21 protein-coding genes are annotated in these 17,408 nt (G+C 75.5%); 13 read left to right on the forward strand and 8 right to left on the reverse strand.

Annotated elements, in window-relative coordinates; genetic code table 11:
• Positions 1–51: 51 nt before the first annotated feature.
• The 3 genes from radA to OOK41_RS05075 all read right to left on the reverse strand — a co-directional run bounded on the left by radA (position 52) and on the right by OOK41_RS05075 (position 3,382).
• Positions 52–1,500 carry a DNA repair protein RadA gene (gene radA, locus OOK41_RS05065; protein WP_266263130.1) on the reverse strand — a complete coding sequence of 483 codons (1,449 nt, stop codon included), beginning with the start codon at positions 1,498–1,500 and terminating at the stop codon, positions 52–54.
• 92 nt (positions 1,501–1,592) lie between these two features.
• Positions 1,593–2,369 carry a hypothetical protein gene (locus tag OOK41_RS05070; protein WP_266263131.1) on the reverse strand — a complete coding sequence of 259 codons (777 nt, stop codon included), beginning with the start codon at positions 2,367–2,369 and terminating at the stop codon, positions 1,593–1,595.
• Positions 2,370–2,506: 137 nt separating this feature from the next.
• Positions 2,507–3,382: a UbiA family prenyltransferase gene (locus OOK41_RS05075; protein WP_207892565.1), complete on the reverse strand. Its 876-nt coding sequence runs from the start codon at positions 3,380–3,382 to the stop codon at positions 2,507–2,509.
• On the opposite strand from OOK41_RS05075, the gene OOK41_RS05080 reads away from it, so the two are divergent.
• The 3 genes from OOK41_RS05080 to OOK41_RS05090 all read left to right on the forward strand — a co-directional run bounded on the left by OOK41_RS05080 (position 3,381) and on the right by OOK41_RS05090 (position 6,171).
• Positions 3,381–4,151: a methyltransferase domain-containing protein gene (locus OOK41_RS05080; protein ID WP_117664813.1), complete on the forward strand. Its 771-nt coding sequence runs from the start codon at positions 3,381–3,383 to the stop codon at positions 4,149–4,151. The genes OOK41_RS05075 and OOK41_RS05080 overlap by 2 nt on opposite strands.
• Before the next feature lie 200 nt (positions 4,152–4,351).
• The gene (locus tag OOK41_RS05085) at positions 4,352–5,401 is read left to right on the forward strand and encodes a type III polyketide synthase (protein WP_266263132.1); all 1,050 of its coding nucleotides are present in this window, start codon (positions 4,352–4,354) and stop codon (positions 5,399–5,401) included.
• 77 nt (positions 5,402–5,478) lie between these two features.
• On the forward strand, positions 5,479–6,171 hold the full coding sequence (locus tag OOK41_RS05090) for a hypothetical protein (RefSeq protein ID WP_266263133.1): 693 nt from the start codon (positions 5,479–5,481) through the stop codon (positions 6,169–6,171).
• A gap of 14 nt (positions 6,172–6,185) precedes the next feature.
• On the opposite strand, the gene OOK41_RS05095 is transcribed toward OOK41_RS05090, so the two are convergent.
• Positions 6,186–6,917, reverse strand: a complete 732-nt coding sequence (locus tag OOK41_RS05095; RefSeq protein WP_266263134.1) for a hypothetical protein — start codon at positions 6,915–6,917, stop codon at positions 6,186–6,188.
• Positions 6,918–7,246: 329 nt separating this feature from the next.
• On the opposite strand from OOK41_RS05095, the gene OOK41_RS05100 reads away from it, so the two are divergent.
• From OOK41_RS05100 to OOK41_RS05115, 4 genes are read left to right on the forward strand one after another with little or no spacing between them, the layout of a single operon-like run.
• Positions 7,247–7,732, forward strand: coding sequence for a CarD family transcriptional regulator (locus tag OOK41_RS05100; protein ID WP_013288937.1), 486 nt, complete (start codon positions 7,247–7,249; stop codon positions 7,730–7,732).
• Positions 7,733–7,786: 54 nt separating this feature from the next.
• Complete coding sequence (gene ispD, locus OOK41_RS05105; protein WP_117664817.1) at positions 7,787–8,482, forward strand: 2-C-methyl-D-erythritol 4-phosphate cytidylyltransferase; 696 nt, start codon at positions 7,787–7,789, stop codon at positions 8,480–8,482.
• 16 nt (positions 8,483–8,498) lie between these two features.
• Positions 8,499–8,981 carry a 2-C-methyl-D-erythritol 2,4-cyclodiphosphate synthase gene (gene ispF / locus OOK41_RS05110; protein ID WP_117664818.1) on the forward strand — a complete coding sequence of 161 codons (483 nt, stop codon included), beginning with the start codon at positions 8,499–8,501 and terminating at the stop codon, positions 8,979–8,981.
• Positions 8,982–8,990: 9 nt separating this feature from the next.
• Positions 8,991–10,061: a tetratricopeptide repeat protein gene (locus tag OOK41_RS05115; RefSeq protein WP_266263135.1), complete on the forward strand. Its 1,071-nt coding sequence runs from the start codon at positions 8,991–8,993 to the stop codon at positions 10,059–10,061.
• Between the two features lie 214 nt (positions 10,062–10,275).
• Here OOK41_RS05115 and OOK41_RS05120 read toward each other — a convergent pair whose 3' ends face one another.
• The gene (locus OOK41_RS05120) at positions 10,276–10,464 is read right to left on the reverse strand and encodes a hypothetical protein (RefSeq protein WP_266263136.1); all 189 of its coding nucleotides are present in this window, start codon (positions 10,462–10,464) and stop codon (positions 10,276–10,278) included.
• Between the two features lie 67 nt (positions 10,465–10,531).
• Between OOK41_RS05120 and OOK41_RS05125 the strand changes: the two genes are divergently transcribed.
• The gene (locus OOK41_RS05125; RefSeq protein WP_266263137.1) at positions 10,532–10,864 is read left to right on the forward strand and encodes a hypothetical protein; all 333 of its coding nucleotides are present in this window, start codon (positions 10,532–10,534) and stop codon (positions 10,862–10,864) included.
• A 38-nt stretch (positions 10,865–10,902) separates the two neighbouring features.
• Here the strand turns inward: OOK41_RS05125 and OOK41_RS05130 are convergent, their stop codons facing one another.
• The 3 genes from OOK41_RS05130 to OOK41_RS05140 form a co-directional block, all read right to left on the reverse strand.
• Positions 10,903–11,121, reverse strand: a complete 219-nt coding sequence (locus tag OOK41_RS05130) for a hypothetical protein (protein ID WP_266263138.1) — start codon at positions 11,119–11,121, stop codon at positions 10,903–10,905.
• A 20-nt stretch (positions 11,122–11,141) separates the two neighbouring features.
• Positions 11,142–11,609, reverse strand: a complete 468-nt coding sequence (locus OOK41_RS05135; RefSeq protein ID WP_266263139.1) for a hypothetical protein — start codon at positions 11,607–11,609, stop codon at positions 11,142–11,144.
• A 104-nt stretch (positions 11,610–11,713) separates the two neighbouring features.
• Positions 11,714–12,901 (reverse strand): homogentisate 1,2-dioxygenase, encoded by a 1,188-nt coding sequence (locus OOK41_RS05140; protein ID WP_266263140.1) that lies wholly within the window; start codon positions 12,899–12,901, stop codon positions 11,714–11,716.
• 94 nt (positions 12,902–12,995) lie between these two features.
• On the opposite strand from OOK41_RS05140, the gene OOK41_RS05145 reads away from it, so the two are divergent.
• From OOK41_RS05145 to OOK41_RS05165, 5 genes are all read left to right on the forward strand, one after another.
• Positions 12,996–13,862 carry a hypothetical protein gene (locus tag OOK41_RS05145; protein WP_266263141.1) on the forward strand — a complete coding sequence of 289 codons (867 nt, stop codon included), beginning with the start codon at positions 12,996–12,998 and terminating at the stop codon, positions 13,860–13,862.
• Positions 13,859–15,055 carry a fumarylacetoacetase gene (gene fahA / locus OOK41_RS05150; RefSeq protein ID WP_266263142.1) on the forward strand — a complete coding sequence of 399 codons (1,197 nt, stop codon included), beginning with the start codon at positions 13,859–13,861 and terminating at the stop codon, positions 15,053–15,055. Before OOK41_RS05145 ends, fahA begins: the two co-directional genes overlap by 4 nt.
• 203 nt (positions 15,056–15,258) lie before the next feature.
• A complete protein-coding gene (locus OOK41_RS05155; protein ID WP_266263143.1) occupies positions 15,259–15,468 on the forward strand; it encodes a DUF397 domain-containing protein in 210 nt (69 codons plus the stop codon).
• A 126-nt stretch (positions 15,469–15,594) separates the two neighbouring features.
• Positions 15,595–16,077 (forward strand): SRPBCC domain-containing protein, encoded by a 483-nt coding sequence (locus OOK41_RS05160; RefSeq protein WP_266263144.1) that lies wholly within the window; start codon positions 15,595–15,597, stop codon positions 16,075–16,077.
• A 49-nt stretch (positions 16,078–16,126) separates the two neighbouring features.
• Positions 16,127–17,380: a PQQ-binding-like beta-propeller repeat protein gene (locus OOK41_RS05165; protein ID WP_266263145.1), complete on the forward strand. Its 1,254-nt coding sequence runs from the start codon at positions 16,127–16,129 to the stop codon at positions 17,378–17,380.
• Positions 17,381–17,408: the final 28 nt, after the last annotated feature.

Here is a 17,408-nt window from a genome sequence, read left to right on the forward strand (position 1 = left end):
CCGCGCTTGTCCGGTATCGCACAGGCGGTCCCGCCCGGCGGCCACCGTCGGTCACTCCGCGGATGCGCGGGCGGCACACTGGAGCGCCGAGCGCACGTCGGTGACCTCCATCACCCGCATGTTCTCCGGGCCCGCTCCGGCGCTCTCCGGACCGCACCCGGACGGGACGAGCGCCACTCGGAACCCGAGCCGGGCCGCCTCGGCCAGCCGACGCGGCACCGCGCCGACCCGGCGCACCTCGCCGGTCAGCCCGACCTCGCCGATCGCCACCAGGTGCGGATTGATGGCCAGGTTGAGCCCGCCGGAGGCGACCGCCAGGGCGACCGCGAGGTCGGCCGCCGGCTCCACCACCCGGATGCCGCCGACCGTGGCCGCGAAGACCTCCCGGTCGTGCAGGGTCAGCCGCTCGGCGCGGCGCTGGAGCACCGCCAGCACCATCGCCAGCCGGGCCCCGTCCAGCCCGGACACCGTGCGCCGGGGCGAGCCCGCGACCGTCGCGCCGATCAGCGCCTGAACCTCGGTGACCAGCGCCCGCCGCCCCTCCATCGCCACCGTGACGCAGGTGCCCGGCACCGGCTCCGAGTAGCGGGTCAGGAACAGCCCGGACGGGTCGGCGAGGCTGCTGATCCCGCCCTCGTGCATCTCGAAGCAGCCGACCTCGTCGGCGGCGCCGAACCGGTTCTTCACGCCGCGCACCATCCGCAGCGAGGAGTGCTTGTCGCCCTCGAAGTGCAGCACCACGTCGACCAGGTGCTCCAGCACCCGGGGGCCGGCCACCTGGCCGTCCTTCGTGACGTGACCGACCAGCACGGTGGCGACGCCGCGTTCCTTGGCCACCGCGACGAGGGCGGCGGTGACCGCCCGCACCTGGGTCACCCCGCCGGGCACCCCCTCCGTGCCGGGGGTGGAGATCGTCTGCACCGAGTCGAGCACCAGCAGCCCCGGCTTCACCGCGTCGAGGTGGCCGAGGACCGCGCCCAGGTCGCTCTCGGCGGCCAGCCAGAGCTGGTCGTGCAGGGCGCCCATCCGCTCCGCGCGCAGCCGCACCTGGCTGACCGACTCCTCGCCGCTGACCACCAGGGACGGGCTGCCGGCGGTGGCCGCCCACTGCTGGGCCACGTCGAGCAGCAACGTGGACTTGCCCACGCCCGGCTCGCCGGCGAGCAGCACCACCGCGCCGGGCACCAGGCCACCGCCGAGCACCCGGTCCAGCTCGCTGACCCCGGTCGGCCGGGCCTTGGCCGGGGCGGCGCTGATGGTGGCGATGGGGCGGGCGGGCTCGGCCGGCATCCGGGAGCTGACCACCCGGCCCGAGACGGTCGGACCGGTCACGGTGCATTCGACCACCGAGCCCCACTCGCCGCACTCCGGGCAACGCCCCACCCACTTCGGGGGCTGGTGCCCGCAGGCGTCGCACTCGTAGGCCGGACGGGGCTCACGGGCGCCCCGGCCCGCGCGCGAGGTCGCTCGGGAGGGCGTCGATCGGGAGGGCGTCGTCACACCGGAACGCTAGTCCCCCCGTACGACGAAACACCGCCGGCGTGGCGGGTGCCACGCCGGCGGTGTTGTCGACGGTCGGGTGGTGCGGGGCGTCAGCCGCCGTGGCCGGCACCGGCCTCGGTGCCGCCCGGCTCGCCGTGCGCGCCCTCACGCTCGACGATCTGGGAGGGCTGCGGGAGCGGGGTCAGCGGGACGCCGATCGGGGCCGGGGTGCTGACGGTCCGGCCGTTGCCGAAGTCGAAGGTCAGGTTGACCTGCTGCCCGACGAGCAGAGCCTCGTTCAGGCCGACGAGTTGGAGGGACCGGCCGCCCTGCACGTTGAGCTGGACGTAGCTGAGGGCCGGGATCTCGATCCGGGCCGGCTCCCCGGCGGGGGCCGAGGGGCTGGCCGAGGCGGACGGGCTCTCCGAGGCGCCCTCGGACGGGGACGGCGTGCCGCCCTCCGACGGGCTGGCGGACCCGGACGGCGACGCGCTCTCCGACGGCGACGCGCTCTCCGACGGCGACGCGCTGCCCGACGCGGACGGGCTGGCCGACCCGGACGCGCCGCCGGAGATCACGATCTCCCGCGCGCTGTCCGTGGTGACGGTCACCGTCACGGGGTTCTGCGTGTCGTTGTAGATCACCGCGTTGACGGCGGCGTTCGCGCCGGACTGGTAGCTACCGCTGCCCGGGTACTCGACGTACAGGCCGCGGACCTTGTAGGCGTTGTCCGGAGTCTGGACGTTGACGCCCTGGACCGACGGGGCCTTCTTGGCGGTCTCGGCTACCTGGCCGGCGCCGCAACCGGTCGCCAGCAGGCCGGTCGCCGCCGCCACGCCGGACAGCAGCAGGGCCGCCCGCCGGGAACCCCTGATCGAGCGCGTCACGTCGGTCCTCCTCGTCACGATCCCCACCCGGCCGTCACCGGGCACGGTGGCCATACCCGCGCAGACCGGCTTCAGGGTAGTTGGGGCTGATCGGGACCCGCACGGCGACCCGGCACCACCACCTTCCCGGGGACCCCTCAGACCACCCGGCCGTTCGCCACCAGCAGCACCACGTCGATCAGCGCCACCAGCATCACCGCCCGGAACGCGGCCACCCCCCGGCGGGCGCCGCGGCCGGCGTACCAGGTCAGGGGCGGCACCAGGGCGGCGGTCGCGACGGCCGACAGCCCGGCCCACGACGGCGGCCCGGGCGGCCCGACGACCAGGGTGACGGTCGCCGCGAGCAGCAGCCCGGCGGCGGCCACCCGGCTGCCCGCCGCGCCGAGCCGGTGCGGCAGCCCGCGCACCCCGGTCCGGGCGTCGTCGGCCAGGTCGGGCAGCACGTTGGCGAAGTGCGCCCCGGCCCCCAGCAGGGCGGCGGCGGCCACCAGCCAGGCCGGCGGGGCGGGCGCGCCGGGCAGGGCCAGCACCACGAAGGCGGGCAGCGCGCCGAAGGAGACCGCGTACGGCAGCACCGAGACCGGGGTCGACTTCAGCGGCCAGTTGTAGGACAACGCGGAGACCAGGGCCACGGCCGCCCAGACCGTCGCCGTCCGGTTGGTCGCCGCCGCCAGCAGGACCGTGGCCAGGGCCGCAGCCAGCGCCGCCAGGCCGACCGCCCGCACGCTGACCGCGCCGGTCGCGACCGGCTTGTCGGTACGCCCCACCACGGCGTCCCGGTCGGCGTCCAGGTGGTCGTTGGACCAGCCGACCGCGAGCTGGCTGGCGAGCACCGTGAGCGCCACCGCGGCGATCCCGGACGGGCCGTGCCCCACGCCCCGGGCGAGCAGCCCGGCGACCACGGTCACCGCCACGGCGGGCTCGGGATGACTCGCCCTGACCAGCCCTAACACCGTCGTCGACATAAGGGAAGTCTGGTCGTTACCGTCCAGTCGTGCCACGCTCGGTGCCATGCGTGACGGTTCGTCCCCGGTGTCCGACCGCCCCCGCCTGCTGCCCGCGAACGATCCCCGGCAGTACGACGACCTGGCCGACGAGTGGTGGCGCCCCGACGGAGCGTTCGCCATGTTGCACTGGCTGGCCCGGGCCCGGGCGGCCCTGGTACCGCCGGCCGCCCGGCCCGACGCCCTGCTGGTCGACCTGGGCTGCGGCGCCGGCCTGCTCGCCCCGCACCTGGCCGGCAAGGGCTACCGGCACGTCGGGGTCGACCTCACCCGCTCGGCCCTGGCCCAGGCCGCCGCGCACGGGGTGCGGCCGGTCAACGGCGACGCCACCGCCGTGCCGCTGGCCGACGGCTGCGCCGACGTGGTGGCCGCCGGCGAACTGCTGGAGCACGTGCCCGACTGGCGGCGCGCGGTGGCCGAGGCGTGCCGGCTGCTCCGTCCGGGCGGGCTGCTGGTCCTGGACACCCTCAACGACACCGCGCTGAGCCGGTTGGTCGCGGTCCAGATCGGCGAGCGGCTGCCGGCGGTGCCCCGGGGCATCCACGATCCACGGTTGTTCGTGGACCACCGGGAGCTGATCGCCGAGTGCGCCCGGCACGGCGTCGACCTGCGGGTCCGGGGCGTCCGCCCGGGGCTGCGCGGGACCCTGGCCTGGCTGCTGCGCCGGATCCGGTCCGGTGGTCGTCCACAGCCGACGCCGTCCGGGCGGGCCCCGCGGATCAGGCCGACCTGGTCGACCGCGGTGCTGTACCAGGGGTGGGGGGTCCGGCGCGGGTAGCCGGGTCGGCCCGGGGTACCAGGGGCGCCGGGAGGGGCCGACGAGGATGCGGGCCGCCGGTGCCCCGCCCGTGGCGCGGGCGGTGCCCGGACCGCGCCGACGCGGCCCTCGTTGGTGAACGTGAGGAAGGCGGTCCCGTGGTCGTCGGACGGAGGCGACGCGGGGACGACATGGGGGTTCGCGGACGAGAGGTGGGGAACGTGGCCGTACCGGTGATCGCGGGCATGGGGACGGCGCAGCCGCCAGGTGCCACGCAGGACGAGCTCTGGCAGGGCTTCTTCTCGAAGCACTTCTCGGGCCGGACCCAGACGCTGGCAGAACGGATCTTCGCCAACTCCGGGGTGAACCGGCGGCAGGCGGCGGTCAACCCGTTGCTGGAGGACGTCTCGGACTGGTCGACCGAGCGCCGGCTGCGCCGCTACCAGGTCGAGGCGCTGCCGCTGGGCAAGGAGGCGGTCGGCCGGGCGCTCACCGCCGCCGGCCTGGACGCCCGCGACGTCGGCCTGTTCGTCGTGTGCTCGTGCACCGGGTACGCCACCCCCGGGCTGGACATCCTGCTCGCCCGGGACCTGGGCATGGCGCCGGACACCCAGCGCATGTTCGTGGGGCACATGGGCTGCTACGCGGCCCTGCCGGGGCTCGGCGCGGCCGGCGACTTCGTCACCGCCCGTCAGCGCCCCGCGCTGCTGCTCTGCGCCGAACTGACCAGCCTGCACATCCAGCCGGCCACGGCCCGGCTGGACACCCAGCAGATCGTCTCCCACGCGCTCTTCTCGGACGCCGCCGTCGCCGCCGTGGTCCTCCCCGGCGGCCGGGGGTACGCGCTGCGTGAGGTCACCTCGGTCACCGACACCTCGACGGCCGACCACATGACCTGGGAGGTCACCGACACCGGTTTCCGGATGGGGCTGTCGCCGCAGGTGCCGCAGGTGCTCTCGACCCACGTCCGGGGGCTGGTCGACGCCCTGCTGGCCCGGCACGGCGCCCAGCTCGCCGAGGTGGACGGCTGGGCGGTGCACCCGGGCGGCCCGCGCATCCTCGACGTGGTGGAGCGCGAGCTGGCCCTGCCACCGCGGGCGCTGTCCGCGTCCCGGGCCACGCTGGAGGAACACGGCAACTGCTCCTCGCCGACGGTGCTGCTGATCCTCGACCGGCTGCTGCGGGCGGCGCAGCCGCCCGACCGGGTGCTGGTCCTCGCCTTCGGGCCGGGCCTGACCCTCTACGCGGCCCTCCTCGACCGCGCCGCCTGACCGCCCCGCCCCGCGCCGAGCGCCGGCCGGCGTGGGGCGGCCGGCGGGACCGGTGCCGGGTGGCTAGGCTCGACCGCGTGGGCGGCGACGTGGTTGACCGGCTCCGGGGCGGAGGACTCGCCGCGCTGGCCGTCCTCGTCGTGGCCGCCGGTGTCGGATGGTGGCGGGCCGAGGCCCCGGCGGTCGGCCCGGTGGGCGGTCCCACCGCGACGTCCGGCGTCGACGGGCCGGCTCGCGGTCCCGGGGACGGCGCCGGGACCCCGCGCACCGGGTCCACGTCCGGCGATCTCGTCCGGGTGTCCCCGGGCGAGCCCCTGGTCTTCATGGTCGACCCGGCCACCGGCCGGGTGACCTCCGCCGGCCCTCGCCGGCGCGCCGTCGTCGTCACGGAGCCCGGACGGGTGACCGTGCGGTACGACGCGGGCACCGCCTACGACGAAAACCCCGACGGCGGGCTCGGCGGGTTGTCGACCGGGACCGTCTGGCAGGCCCGGCTGACGCTGCGCCCCGGCCAGCCCTCGCAGCGACGGGTCGTCGAAGCCACCACGCGACCGCACCTGGTCCAGTACTGGTGCGTCGGTCCGGGGCAGCTCCTGCTGGTGACCGTCCGCGCCGGCCACCGGGACAGCCGCCGGGCGACCTGCGACGGCTCGCTCGCCACGATGTGGCTGAACCGGGGGGACGGTCCGATCCGGATCGAGCTGGCCGCGGGCGCGCCGGGAGCCGTCCCGATCGTGGTCGACGCCCGGGTGGCGGCCCTGACGTTCTGACCACCCTGACCGGGTCAGGTGCCGAGGCGGGCCAGGTCGGCGCGGTAGTCGTCGGCGGAGCGCAGGTCCGGCACCACCCGGACCAGGGTGCCGGTGCGGCCGACCAGCAGCGCGGTGGCGGTGTCGGGGCGGGACGACAGGCGCAGGAACGCGCGCAGCCCGCCGCCCGGATCGGCGAGCGGGCGTACGACCGCGCCGGACGGCACCGGGGTGGGGCGCGGCGCGCGGGTGCCGTGGACGGTGACCACGGTGACCCCCGGCGGCGCGAGCGCGGCGGCCTCGGCCACCCGGTCGGGGCAGGGACAGCCGTCCACCAGGATGATCACCGCGGGGAGCAGCGCGCGCAGCGACACGGTCGACTCCTCGGCGTCGACCAGTTCCAGGGCCGGCAGCGCCCGGCCGGTCAGATCGGTCGCCGTCGGGTACGGCACGACGGTGGGGCGGTCGCCGGAACGGGGGGTGCGGGGCCAGGTGACGGCGAACAGCCCGGCGACCGTGGTGAGCAACGCCACCATCAGCACCAGCAGCGGCAGGCCGAGCGGTGGCCGTCCGGCCCGCCGGACGGCCAGGCCGGGCAGCCGCCGCCACCGGCTCCGGCCGGCCTGCCGGCGTAGCTCGCGCCGGACCTGCGCGGCCTCCTCGGCCAGCGCGGACGCGTCGTCCGGCACCACCACCCGGCCCCACTCCGGGGGCAGGCCGGGCAGCCCGTCGGTGGGGCCGTGACCATCTGCGTCGGGCATGCCCATCGGACCCCCTCGAACCGGTTCGGTGTGCGGACGGCGGTTCGCCTCAAGGGTCCCGCACCGGCCCCTCCTCCCGCTACACCTGGGCGGGGCTGGTGCGGCCGGGCTACCATGGAAGGAGCGCATCGCCCGAGAAATCCACGCTTCGACCACCCCCCACCGGGGTGTCATAGATCAGTCACGGAGCGTGTTCGGACCATCGGTTTGGCCGCCTGTCAAGCTGAAGAAATACCTCTCACAGGGCCCCTGAGCTGCGCCAACGGTCAGGACAGCGGTGGGACATCGGTGCCTGAGCGTGTTACTCTAGACACAGCGAAAGGGGTTTCGAACCTATGGTTTTCAGTGTCGGCGAGACCGTTGTTTACCCCCACCACGGGGCCGCACTCATCGAGGCAATCGAGACTCGGGTCATCAAGGGCGAGCCCAGGGAGTACCTCGTCCTGCGGGTCGCGCAGGGTGACCTGACCGTCCGGGTGCCCGCTGAGAACGCCGAGATCGTGGGCGTGCGTGAGGTGGTCGGCGAAGAGGGCCTCGGCAAGGTCTTCGACGTTCTCCGGGCTCCGCACACCGAGGAGCCGACCAACTGGTCGCGGCGTTACAAGGCGAATCTGGAGAAGCTGGCCTCCGGCAACCCGCTGAAGGTGGCCGAGGTCGTCCGCGACCTGTGGCGTCGGGAGCGGGAGCGGGGCCTGTCCGCAGGCGAGAAGCGCATGCTCGCCAAGGCCCGCGACATCCTCGTCGGCGAGGTCGCGCTGGCCGAGAAGAGCACCAAGGACGAGGCGGAGACGTTGCTCGACAAGGTGCTGACCGAGGCCTAGTTCGCACAGCATCGTCGTACCCACCCCGTAGCAAAGAAACCCGAGGACCGCGACGTGACCGCGCAGCTCAATCCGCGCGGTGACGTCGCGGTCCTCGTGCCTGCGGCCGGTGCCGGCGTACGGCTCGGCCCGGGCGCCCCCAAGGCCCTGCGCCTGCTCGCCGGCGAGCCGTTGCTCGTGCACGCGGTCCGCCGGATCGCCGCCGCCGGCTCCGTGCACACCATCGTGGTGGCCGCCCCGGCCGGCGAGGTCGGGGCGGTCCGCCAACTCCTCGCCCCGGTCGCCCCGGTGCTGGTCGTCCCCGGCGGGGCGGAACGGCAGGCGTCGGTGGCCGCCGCGCTCGCGGCCGTCCCCGCCGGTCCGGAGATCGTCCTGGTGCACGACGCGGCCCGCGCCCTGACCCCGCCCGAGCTGGTCGAGTCGGTGGCCGAGGCGGTCCGCTCCGGACACGAGGCGGTGATCCCCGTCCTCCCGGTGGTCGACACGATCAAGGAGGTCGGCACCGGCGAGGTGGTCCTCGGCACCGTGGACCGGTCCGCCCTGCGGGCCGTGCAGACGCCGCAGGGGTTCCGCCGGTCGGTGCTGGCCGCCGCCCACGCGGCGGCCGGCGACCCGCTCACCGACGACGCCGGCCTCGTGGAGAAGCAGGGCGTCCCGGTGGTGTGCGTCCCCGGCTCCGAGTACGCCCTCAAGGTCACCCGCCCGTTCGACCTGGCGCTCGCCGAGCACCTGCTGGCCGCAGGCGCGTGACGCGTACCCTCGGCGCATGATCGTTCCTCGGGTGGCCATCGGCACCGACGTGCACGCCTTCGAGGCTGGCCGGCCCTGCTGGGTGGCCGGCCTGCACTGGCCCGACCAGGACGGCCTGGCCGGTCACTCCGACGCCGACGTGGCCGCGCACGCGGCGTGCAACGCGCTGCTCTCCGCCGCCGGGCTGGGCGACCTCGGGTCGAACTTCGGGGTGGCCGAACCGCAGTGGGCGGGCGCGTCGGGGGTGGCGCTGCTGACCGAGAGCGCCCGCCGGGTCCGGGCGGCCGGCTTCCAGATCGGCAACGTGTCGGTGCAGGTGATCGGCAACCGGCCGAAGATCGGGCCCCGTCGGGCCGAGGCCGAGGCGGTGCTGTCCGAGGCGGTCGGCGCCCCCGTCACCGTCTCCGCCGCCACCACCGACGGCCTGGGCTTCACCGGGCGCGGCGAGGGGCTCACCGGGATCGCGGTCGCCCTGGTCCACCAGGCTCCGGCCGCCTAGGCCCGCCGGATGTCCAGCGACGCCACCGCCGAGGGTTACCTCCAGCGCGCCCAACTCCTCGCCGACCTCGGCCGCTACGACGAGGCGGCCGGCGAGGTCGGCTTCGCGCTGGCCCTGGAACCGGCGAACGCCGTCGCGCTGACCACCCTCGGCCGGGTGCACCTCGCCGGCGGGCGGCCCGCCGAGGCGCGCGCCGCCGCCGACGCCGCCCTGGCGGTCGCCCCAGACGCGGTCGACCCGCTGGTGGTGCGCGGGCTGGCGCTGGCCGACCTGGGCGAGTACGCCGAGTCGGCGCGGACCGCCGAGCGGCTCCTCGCCGTGGGTCCCGCCGACGCGTACGCCCAGCGCAGCGCCGCCGCGCTCCTGTCCGGCGCGCGTAACGGGCAGCCGGCGCTCAACGCGGCCTGGCGCGGGGTGGAGCTGGCCCCGGAGGAGGCCCAGGCGCACCTGGTGCTCGGCCTGGTGGCCGCCCGGCTGCGGCTCTACGACCTGGCCGAGCGGGCGTACCGGGAGGCGCTGCGGCTCGACCCGGAACTGGACGGGGCCGCCGCCGAGCCCGGGGTGATCCGGCTGGAGCGGCGCCGGTACGCCGAGGCGCTGGCGGAGCTGGCCGAGAGCGTCCCGCTCGGCCCGGCGCCGCCCGACCCGCGCCGGGGGGCCGACTTTGACCCGCGCCGAGGCGCCGGCTTTGACCCGCGCCGGAGTACCACCGACGAGCTGCGCCGCCTGGTGTTGTACGGCGCGGGATGGTCCCTGGTCGGCACCGTCCTGGTGGCGGTCGCGGCGGCATCGGGCGGGGCCGGCCCGTCCCGGTTCCTCGCGGTGCTGGTGGCGCTGAGCGGTGCGGTGCTGGGCTGGCTCCTCGCGGCGCGGGTGCCGGGGCTGACCCGTACCGTGCTGCCGGACCTGCTGCGCTCAGACCGGGCGCTGGCCCTGGCGGTGTACGCGGTGGCCGCCGCGCCGCTGTTGTTGCTGGTCTACGCGGCGGTGGGGACGCCGTGGCCGCTGGTGCTCGGGATCGTGGTGGCTGCGGTGGCGGAGTTGGCGGTGTTCTCCCGTACCGTCCGCACCGTCCGCTGAGCTCTTTGGTACCGGGTGGGGTACGCCTGGCCTGCTTCCGGGTGGGGGTTCGCCGGGGCCCGCCCGCTCCGGGCGGTCAGGCTTGATCCCTCCGCGGGCGGGCCCCGGCGAACCCCTGACGTGGTCGCCGTCCGCGCGGGTGGTAGCCCTCGCAGATCTTGGACGCAACCAGCCCCTCTGGGAGCCATTTCGTTCCCAGATTCCTCGCCGGACTCTAGGGCGTGGGGAGGTCGGGGCGGTGTTGCTTGATCCACGCCTCCACGTCGGACTTCAACCACACCTTGCCCTGCATCAAATCAGCTACCGGGTTCGGGAAGTTCCGGTGGCTGGTGATCACGTAGACCCGCTGCTTGCTGATGCCGCCAAGCATGATCCTGATCTCATGCGCGCCCACCAGCTCCATGAAACGGACGGTAAAGAGTTGACTGAGCTCCTTGACTCGGGTCAAGGACCCGGTCACTGTAAGGGGTATGTCGACACCCAACGTTTCGCCTGTTCATGACCGTCAGCGGAAGGCCGTTCGGCCGCATCTCCCCCTGCGGCCCCTCTGGCTGTGTCGGGTGTGCGCCGCGCCGTGGCCCTGTCAGCCGGCCCGGCTGCTGTTGTTGCTGGAGTACCGGCGGGACCGGGTCGGCCTGTCGGTCTACATGGCGGCGCTGCTGTTCGAGGCGACCGGCGACCTGGTTCGGCTCAGCCCGAACCCGGAGCCGTCGCCCACCGACCTCTTCGACCGCTTCCTGGCCTGGACGCGCCGGGACTCGGGTCGCGGCGGCGAGGCGGCGGCGGCCCCTCGCGACCGGTGAGCGCGAGGTGGGGCGTGCCTGTCGCCTCGGCTCGGCGGTCAGCCCGCAGGGCGGTTAGTGGCGGCGAGGGCGGCGAGGCGGTCGACCGACACGCAGGAGGGCAGGCAGCGTTCCTTGGCGTCGCTGGTGAGCTGGGCCGTCCACGTGGTGAACCCGCCGTCGCCGAGGTCGATGGCCTCGCCGTCGTGCGCCGCGGTGATCCGCAGGGCGGCGTTGACGTAGTAGCCCCGTCCGCGAGTGCGGTCGGGCTCCTCCACGAGCGGCACTCCGCCGGCCGCTAGGGCGGGCCGGACCGTGTCGGCGACGCGTTCCCGCACCACAGGGGAGTCGAGGACGGGGAACCGGCCTCGACCGCCAGCGCGTTGGTGGGGTCGCTGACGACCTCGATCGGGCGCGTCGCCGTGACGATCCGGTTCTGGCTGCCCGGCGTGACCGCCGCACAAGTGCCCAGCGGTACGACGGGGGACAGCTCGACGCCCGCCACCTCCGTGGGCAGCAGGTCCCACAGCAGCGTCTGCACGGCGGCCGTCGCGCGCGGGTCGCAGTCGGCCGGGCGTACGAAACGGTCCTCCCGCCAGCGGCGCAGCACCTCGGCCGGCCGTACCCGCGCGGCCCGCGTCCGGGCCAGGGAGAGCAGGAGCGTGGTCAGGCCCGAGGCCGGCAGGGCGTCCAGCCTCTCGCGTACGTCGGCGGGCAGCGCCGCCCACACCCGCCGCTCGGCGTCCGACATTCCGTCACCGCTCATCCGGCCACGATGGCCGATGCCGGCCGGGCCGGTCCACCGACTTACGCCGGCCGTTGACCGGGGCACCCCGACCGCCGAGTGGACGAGACCGTGGTCGTCAGGCCCTAGCCGCGGCGGGACCAGGTCCAGGCGTAGCCCGGGTCCTCGCATTCCGACGCCGCGTTGCAGAGGTCGAGGGGGCGGAACGTGTCGACCATGACGGCCAGCTCGTCGAAGAAGTCGGCGCCGATCGACCGCTCGGCCGCGCCCGGCTGGGGGCCGTGGGTGAAGCCGGACGGGTGCAGCGAGATGGAGCCCTGCTCGATGCCGGAGCCGCGCCGGGCCTCGTAGTTGCCGCCGGTGTAGAAGAGCATCTCGTCGGAGTCGACGTTGTGGTGGTTGTACGGCACCGGGATGGCGGCCGGGTGGTAGTCCACCTTGCGTGGCACGAACGAGCAGATCACGAAGTTCGGGCCCTCGAACGTCTGGTGCACGGGCGGCGGCTGGTGGACCCGGCCGGTGATCGGCTCGAAGTCGTGGATGGAGAACGCCCACGGGTAGAGGTGGCCGTCCCAGCCGACCACGTCGAACGGGTGGCGGGCATAGACGTGCCGGGTCCAGGCGGTGCCGTCGCGTCCCGCCCGGGACCGGTGCCGGACCAGCACCTCCACGTCCTCGCCGTCCACCTGCAACGGCGCGTCCGGTCCCCGGACGTCCCGCTCGCAGTACGGCGAGTGCTCCAGGAACTGGCCCCGGACCGAGAGGTAGCGCTTGGGCGGGCCGATGTGCCCGGCGGCCTCGACGGCCAGCAGCCGGACGGGTCGGTCGCCGGTCGGCACGAGGCGGTGGATGGTCGAGGTGGGGATGACCACGTAGTCGCCGGCCACGGCGTCCAGCACGCCGAACGGCGACTCGACCCGTAGCGCGCCGGACTCCAGGTAGAGGCAGTGGTCGCCGGTGGCGTCGCGGAACAGCGGGGACGGCCGGTCGGCGAGCACGTACGCGATCCGGACGTCGTCGTTGGCGAGCAGGTATCGCCGGCCGAGCACCGGGTCGGCCCTGGTGCCGTCGAGCTTGTGGGTGCGCAGGTGGCGGGGCTTGAGCGGCAGGTTGGGCGCCCGGGTGACGGCGGGCGGGGCGTACTCCTCGGCGGCGACGATCGCGGTCGGGGCGTACCGGTGGTAGAGCAGGGACGAGTCGGAGGAGAAGCCCTCCTGGCCGACCAGCTCCTCCGCGTAGAGGGTGCCGTCGGGCTGGCGGAACTGGGTGTGCCGCTTCCGGGGCACCTCGCCGATGCTGCGGTAGTACGGCATGTCGCCTCCCGATTCGTCCCGTTCACCGGCCATTGGCGTCCGATAATCGGACACTGTTGTCCGTTCCTTGTAGCGTCCCGTATGTTCTTGTCTCGTGTCAACGCAGGTGCCCCGCCTCCTCGCCGGCCTCGTCGACGACGCCGCCGTCTTCCCGCCCGGCAACGCGTCGCTGCCCGACGCGGTCGCCGCCCACCGCCGGCACCGCGCCGCCTGGTACGCCGGCCTGGTCGGCCCGCTGCTCGTCCCGGCCTCGGCCGTCGTGGCCGGCGAGCTGGACCCGCTGGTCGACCCCGCCGAGGGCCTCGTGGTCGGGCTGATCGGTGACACCGGTGTGGAGGGACTGCCCGCCGCACTGTCGGCCCTGGCCCCGGCCGGCGTCACCGCCCGCCAGATCGAGGTGGCCGTCGCCAGGCGCGGCGAGGATCCGCAGCCCGGCCTGGCCGAGCTGCTGAAGCTGACCGGGCGGCGGGACGGCGTCGACGTCTACGCCGAGATCCCGCTGACCTTCGGGCTGATGGGGGCGCTGGACACGGTCGCCGCCGCCCGCGCCGACGGGCTGCCCGTCGCGGCCAAGTTCCGCACCGGTGGGCTGGCCGCCGAGCTGTTCCCGACCCCGGTCGAGCTGGCCGCCGTCATCTGCGCCTGCCGGGACCGGGAGCTGCCGTTCAAGCTGACCGCCGGGCTGCACCACGCCGTGCGGCACCGGGATCCGGAGACCGGTTTCACCCACCACGGCTTCGGCAACGTGCTCGCCGCGACGCTCGCCGCCGCCGACGGCGTCGAGGTGGACGGGGTGGCCGCCCTGCTCGCCGCGACCGATCCGGTGCCGCTGGTCGAGCGGGCCCGCGCCGGGCGGGCCGGCGACCGGCCGCTGTGGGTGGGCTTCGGCTCGTGCAGCATCGAGGAACCACTGACCGATCTGATCCGGCTGGGGCTGGTGAACGGGGGGTACGAGGCATGACCTGGGTGACGGGGGCCGACGGCTCGGCGTACGGGGTGCGCAACCTGCCGTATGGGGTGTTCCGGTGGGGCGGGGACGACCCCCGGATCGGCGTACGCATCGGGGACTTCGTGCTCGACCTGGCCGGCGCCGAGGCGGCCGGGCTGGTGCTGGCCGCCGGGGCGCTGGGCCGGACCACCCTCAACGCGTTCCTGGCGCTGGGCCGTCCGCAGTGGACGGCCGTGCGGCAGCGGGTGACCGAGCTGCTCACCGACGAGGCCCACCGGTCGGCGGTGGAGCCGCTGCTCGTCCCGCTCGCCGAGGCCGAGCTGCTGTTGCCGTTCGAGGTCGCCGACTACGTCGACTTCTACTCCTCCGAGCAGCACGCCGGGAACGTCGGGCAGATCTTCCGCCCCGGCCAGCCGCCGCTGCTGCCCAACTGGAAGCACCTGCCGATCGGCTACCACGGCCGGGCCGGCACGGTGGTGGTCTCCGGCACGCCGATCGTCCGCCCCACCGGGCAGCGGGCCACCCCGCAGGGGCCGGTCTGCGGCCCGTCCGTGCGCCTCGACATCGAGGCCGAGGTCGGCTTCGTCGTCGGCGTGCCGAGCGCGCTCGGCGACCGGGTCGCCGCGGCCGACTTCGCCGACCACGTCTTCGGGGTGGTGCTGGTCAACGACTGGTCCGCCCGGGACATCCAGGCTTGGGAGTACCAGCCGCTCGGCCCGTTCCTCGGCAAGTCCTTCGCCACCTCCGTGTCGGCCTGGGTGACCCCGCTGGACGCGCTGGCCGACGCGTTCGTGCCCGCGCCCGCGCAGGACCCGCCGGTGGCGGAGTACCTGCGCGACGTGCCGCACCTCGGGCTGGACCTGCGGCTGGCCGTGGAGTGGAACGGCGAGAAGGTCAGCGAGCCGCCCTTCGCCACCATGTACTGGACCCCCGCCCAGCAGCTCGCCCACCTCACCGTCAACGGCGCCAGCCTGCGCACCGGCGACCTGTACGCCTCCGGCACCGTGTCCGGTCCCGAGCGGGGGCAGGTCGGCTCGTTCCTGGAGCTGACCTGGGGTGGCGCCGAGCCGGTCAAGGTCGGCGGCGAGACCCGGACCTTCCTGGAGGACGGCGACACCGTCACCCTCACCGCCACCGCACCCGGTCCGGACGGCACCACCGTCGCCCTCGGCGAGGTCACCGGGACCGTCCGCCCGGCCCGCTGACCGGGACCGAACCCGCTGCGCCGCAGCACCGCAACGCCGCCCCCGGCGCACCACCGAACCCCGGTCGCACCCGCTGTGCGACCGGGGTTCGGTGTATCCGCGTTGAGCGTGCCGGGCTCGCCCGTCGCGGCGCGCCCCAGCCGGCGGCGCCGTGTGGCGGCACCGGCCGTCGTGGACGTCCCAGCGGACAGGAGGTAACGAGCATGACCGATCTCGCGGGCGCCGTCTGGCGTACCAGCAGCCGCTCCAACGACCAGGGACTGTGCGTGGAGGTGGCGGACAACCTGGTCGACACCGTCGGCGTGGTCGCGGTACGCGACTCGAAGGACCCGGCCGGTCCAGCGCTGGCCGTGAGCCCGCCGGGCTGGACCGCCTTCGTCGGCGCGATCCGGGTCGGGCGGATCCGGGCCTGAGCACCGATTCCCCGGGGAGGGGCCCGGTACCGCCTCACCCCGGGACGGCCACCAGCGGCGGAAATCCCGCCGCTGGTGCCCCGCCGCGCGTTCACCCCCCGTACCGTGGAGGACACGGGAGGTGTCATGTCGACGGTCACGGTCACCCAGTTCATCCAGGCACCCGCCGTCGACCTGTGGCGGCTCCTGGTCGACCTGCCGGTCCGCGCGGACTGGCTCCGCACGGTCGGCCGGGTCGAGCTGCTCACCCCGGGCCGGCTCGCCCCCGGCACGGCCTGGCGGGAGACCCGCACCCGGCCGGACGGCGGCGCGCAGGCGGAGGAGTTCGTCGTGCTGGAGGCCGTGCCGCCCCGCCGGCTGGTGCTCACCTCGCCCGGCATCGGCGTGAGCTACCGGACCACCTGGACGCTGCGTACCGTGCAGCGGCGCCGCCGGGCGTGCACCGCCGTCACCGTGCACCATGAGGCGGTGTCCACCGCCCCGTACGGTCGCGTCCTCGCCCTGCTCTTCGGCGGCCTGGCCGCCCGCGCGGTCGAGGGCGCCTTCCGCCTGGACCTCGCCGACCTCGCCCGCGCCGTCGACCCGGAGGCTGCCGCCGAGGCGGCCTGACCGGGTCGACGGCGGCCCTCCTGGGTAGGGTGCCGGGCGGAGGTGCGGCATGGGGTTCGCGAGGGGGCGGCGGCGGGTCGCGATGGCGGTCGGGGCGCTGCTCGGCGCCGGGGCGGTCGCGGTGGTCGTGCACCGGGTGCTCGCGCCCGCCGAGGTCGACACGCCCGCCCGGGCCGGCTACCCGGCGGCGGTCACCCCGGCGATCGGGGTGGTGGGCCGGCTGCCGGTGGCCCCGCTGATCGTGGACGGCCGGCTCCGCGTCTACGCCGCCACCCGCCAGGTGTACGCCGACCAGCCGGCCGACAGCCGGTACCGGGTCACCCCGTACTGGTCGTACCGGCGCTGGCCGGCGGAGGTCAGCGGGGTGGTGGCGGACGGGACCACGGTGGTCAGCCGCTGGTCGGACGGGAAGCTGGTGGCGCTGGACGCGCGTACCGGACGGGTGGCCTGGCAGGCCGACGGTCCCGCCCCCGCCGAGGGCTGGAGCGCCCGCCGCACCGGGGCCGGCGCGGTCTGGGAGCCGCCGGGACTCTTCCTCGCCCGGGCCGCCGACGGCCGGCCCGGGCTGGTGGTCTCCGGGCCGACCGGGGCGGGTGGCTTCGCGCTCGCCGACGGCCGGCGGCTCTGGTCCGTCGACGTGGACGGCGGGTGCCGCACCGACGTGGGCACCACCGCGGCCGGGCAGTTCGTCGCCGTCGACCGGTGCGCTGGGCCGGCAACGGTCGAGTTCCGCGACGTGGCCACCGGGACGCCGACCACCCGCTGGCAGCCGCCCGGGGCGACCGCCGAACTGGCCGTCACCCCGGTCGGCTGCGTGAGCCACCGCTCCCGGTGCCGGGGCCTGCGGACCACCGGCCCGGCCGACGGGGCGGGCCGCGGCTGGCTGGCCGGTGCCGGCCAGCCGGTCGCCGCCCCGGCCCTGGATCCGGCCGGGTCCGAGTTGGACGGCGAGCGGGCCGTCGGGGTGGCCGACGGGGTGGTGACCGGCCGGTCCGCCCGGACCGGCGGGGAACTGTGGCGTCGGGCCGACCTCGGGCCGGCCCGGATCGTCGCCGTCCAGCCCGGCCGGGTGCACCTGCTCACCGAGGCCAACGACCTGGTCACCCTGGACCCGAGCACCGGCGCGGAGCGCTCCCGCTTCCCGCTGAACGTGGGCCGGGACGGCATCGGCTGGGCCCCCGGGCTGGTGTACGCGGGGGGCGGCTACCTGGCGATGGAGCGGCTCCGTGAGCCGGTCGACCCCGACGCCGACGACCAGCGCTACTTCCTGATGTCCGAGCCGGTGGTGCTCGCGGCAAGCTGAGGCGGTCGGTGCCCAGGGCCGCACGCGG

The sequence above is a fragment of the Micromonospora sp. NBC_01655 genome, assembly GCF_026339755.1.
Taxonomy (GTDB): Bacteria; Actinomycetota; Actinomycetes; order Mycobacteriales; family Micromonosporaceae; genus Micromonospora.

What these genes read in the sequence shown, in the direction of transcription:
- OOK41_RS05080 (WP_117664813.1), top strand. Translation starts at nt 3,381, where the DNA reads ATGCGTGACGGTTCGTCCCCGGTGTCCGACCGCCCCCGCCTGCTGCCC.
- OOK41_RS05075 (WP_207892565.1), bottom strand. Translation starts at nt 3,382, where the DNA reads ATGGCACCGAGCGTGGCACGACTGGACGGTAACGACCAGACTTCCCTT.
- OOK41_RS05095 (WP_266263134.1), bottom strand. Translation starts at nt 6,917, where the DNA reads ATGGGCATGCCCGACGCAGATGGTCACGGCCCCACCGACGGGCTGCCC.
- OOK41_RS05100 (WP_013288937.1), top strand. Translation starts at nt 7,247, where the DNA reads ATGGTTTTCAGTGTCGGCGAGACCGTTGTTTACCCCCACCACGGGGCC.
- ispF (WP_117664818.1), top strand. Translation starts at nt 8,499, where the DNA reads ATGATCGTTCCTCGGGTGGCCATCGGCACCGACGTGCACGCCTTCGAG.
- OOK41_RS05115 (WP_266263135.1), top strand. Translation starts at nt 8,991, where the DNA reads ATGTCCAGCGACGCCACCGCCGAGGGTTACCTCCAGCGCGCCCAACTC.
- OOK41_RS05120 (WP_266263136.1), bottom strand. Translation starts at nt 10,464, where the DNA reads ATGGAGCTGGTGGGCGCGCATGAGATCAGGATCATGCTTGGCGGCATC.
- OOK41_RS05125 (WP_266263137.1), top strand. Translation starts at nt 10,532, where the DNA reads ATGTCGACACCCAACGTTTCGCCTGTTCATGACCGTCAGCGGAAGGCC.
- OOK41_RS05135 (WP_266263139.1), bottom strand. Translation starts at nt 11,609, where the DNA reads ATGAGCGGTGACGGAATGTCGGACGCCGAGCGGCGGGTGTGGGCGGCG.
- OOK41_RS05140 (WP_266263140.1), bottom strand. Translation starts at nt 12,901, where the DNA reads ATGCCGTACTACCGCAGCATCGGCGAGGTGCCCCGGAAGCGGCACACC.
- fahA (WP_266263142.1), top strand. Translation starts at nt 13,859, where the DNA reads ATGACCTGGGTGACGGGGGCCGACGGCTCGGCGTACGGGGTGCGCAAC.
- OOK41_RS05155 (WP_266263143.1), top strand. Translation starts at nt 15,259, where the DNA reads ATGACCGATCTCGCGGGCGCCGTCTGGCGTACCAGCAGCCGCTCCAAC.
- OOK41_RS05160 (WP_266263144.1), top strand. Translation starts at nt 15,595, where the DNA reads ATGTCGACGGTCACGGTCACCCAGTTCATCCAGGCACCCGCCGTCGAC.
- OOK41_RS05165 (WP_266263145.1), top strand. Translation starts at nt 16,127, where the DNA reads ATGGGGTTCGCGAGGGGGCGGCGGCGGGTCGCGATGGCGGTCGGGGCG.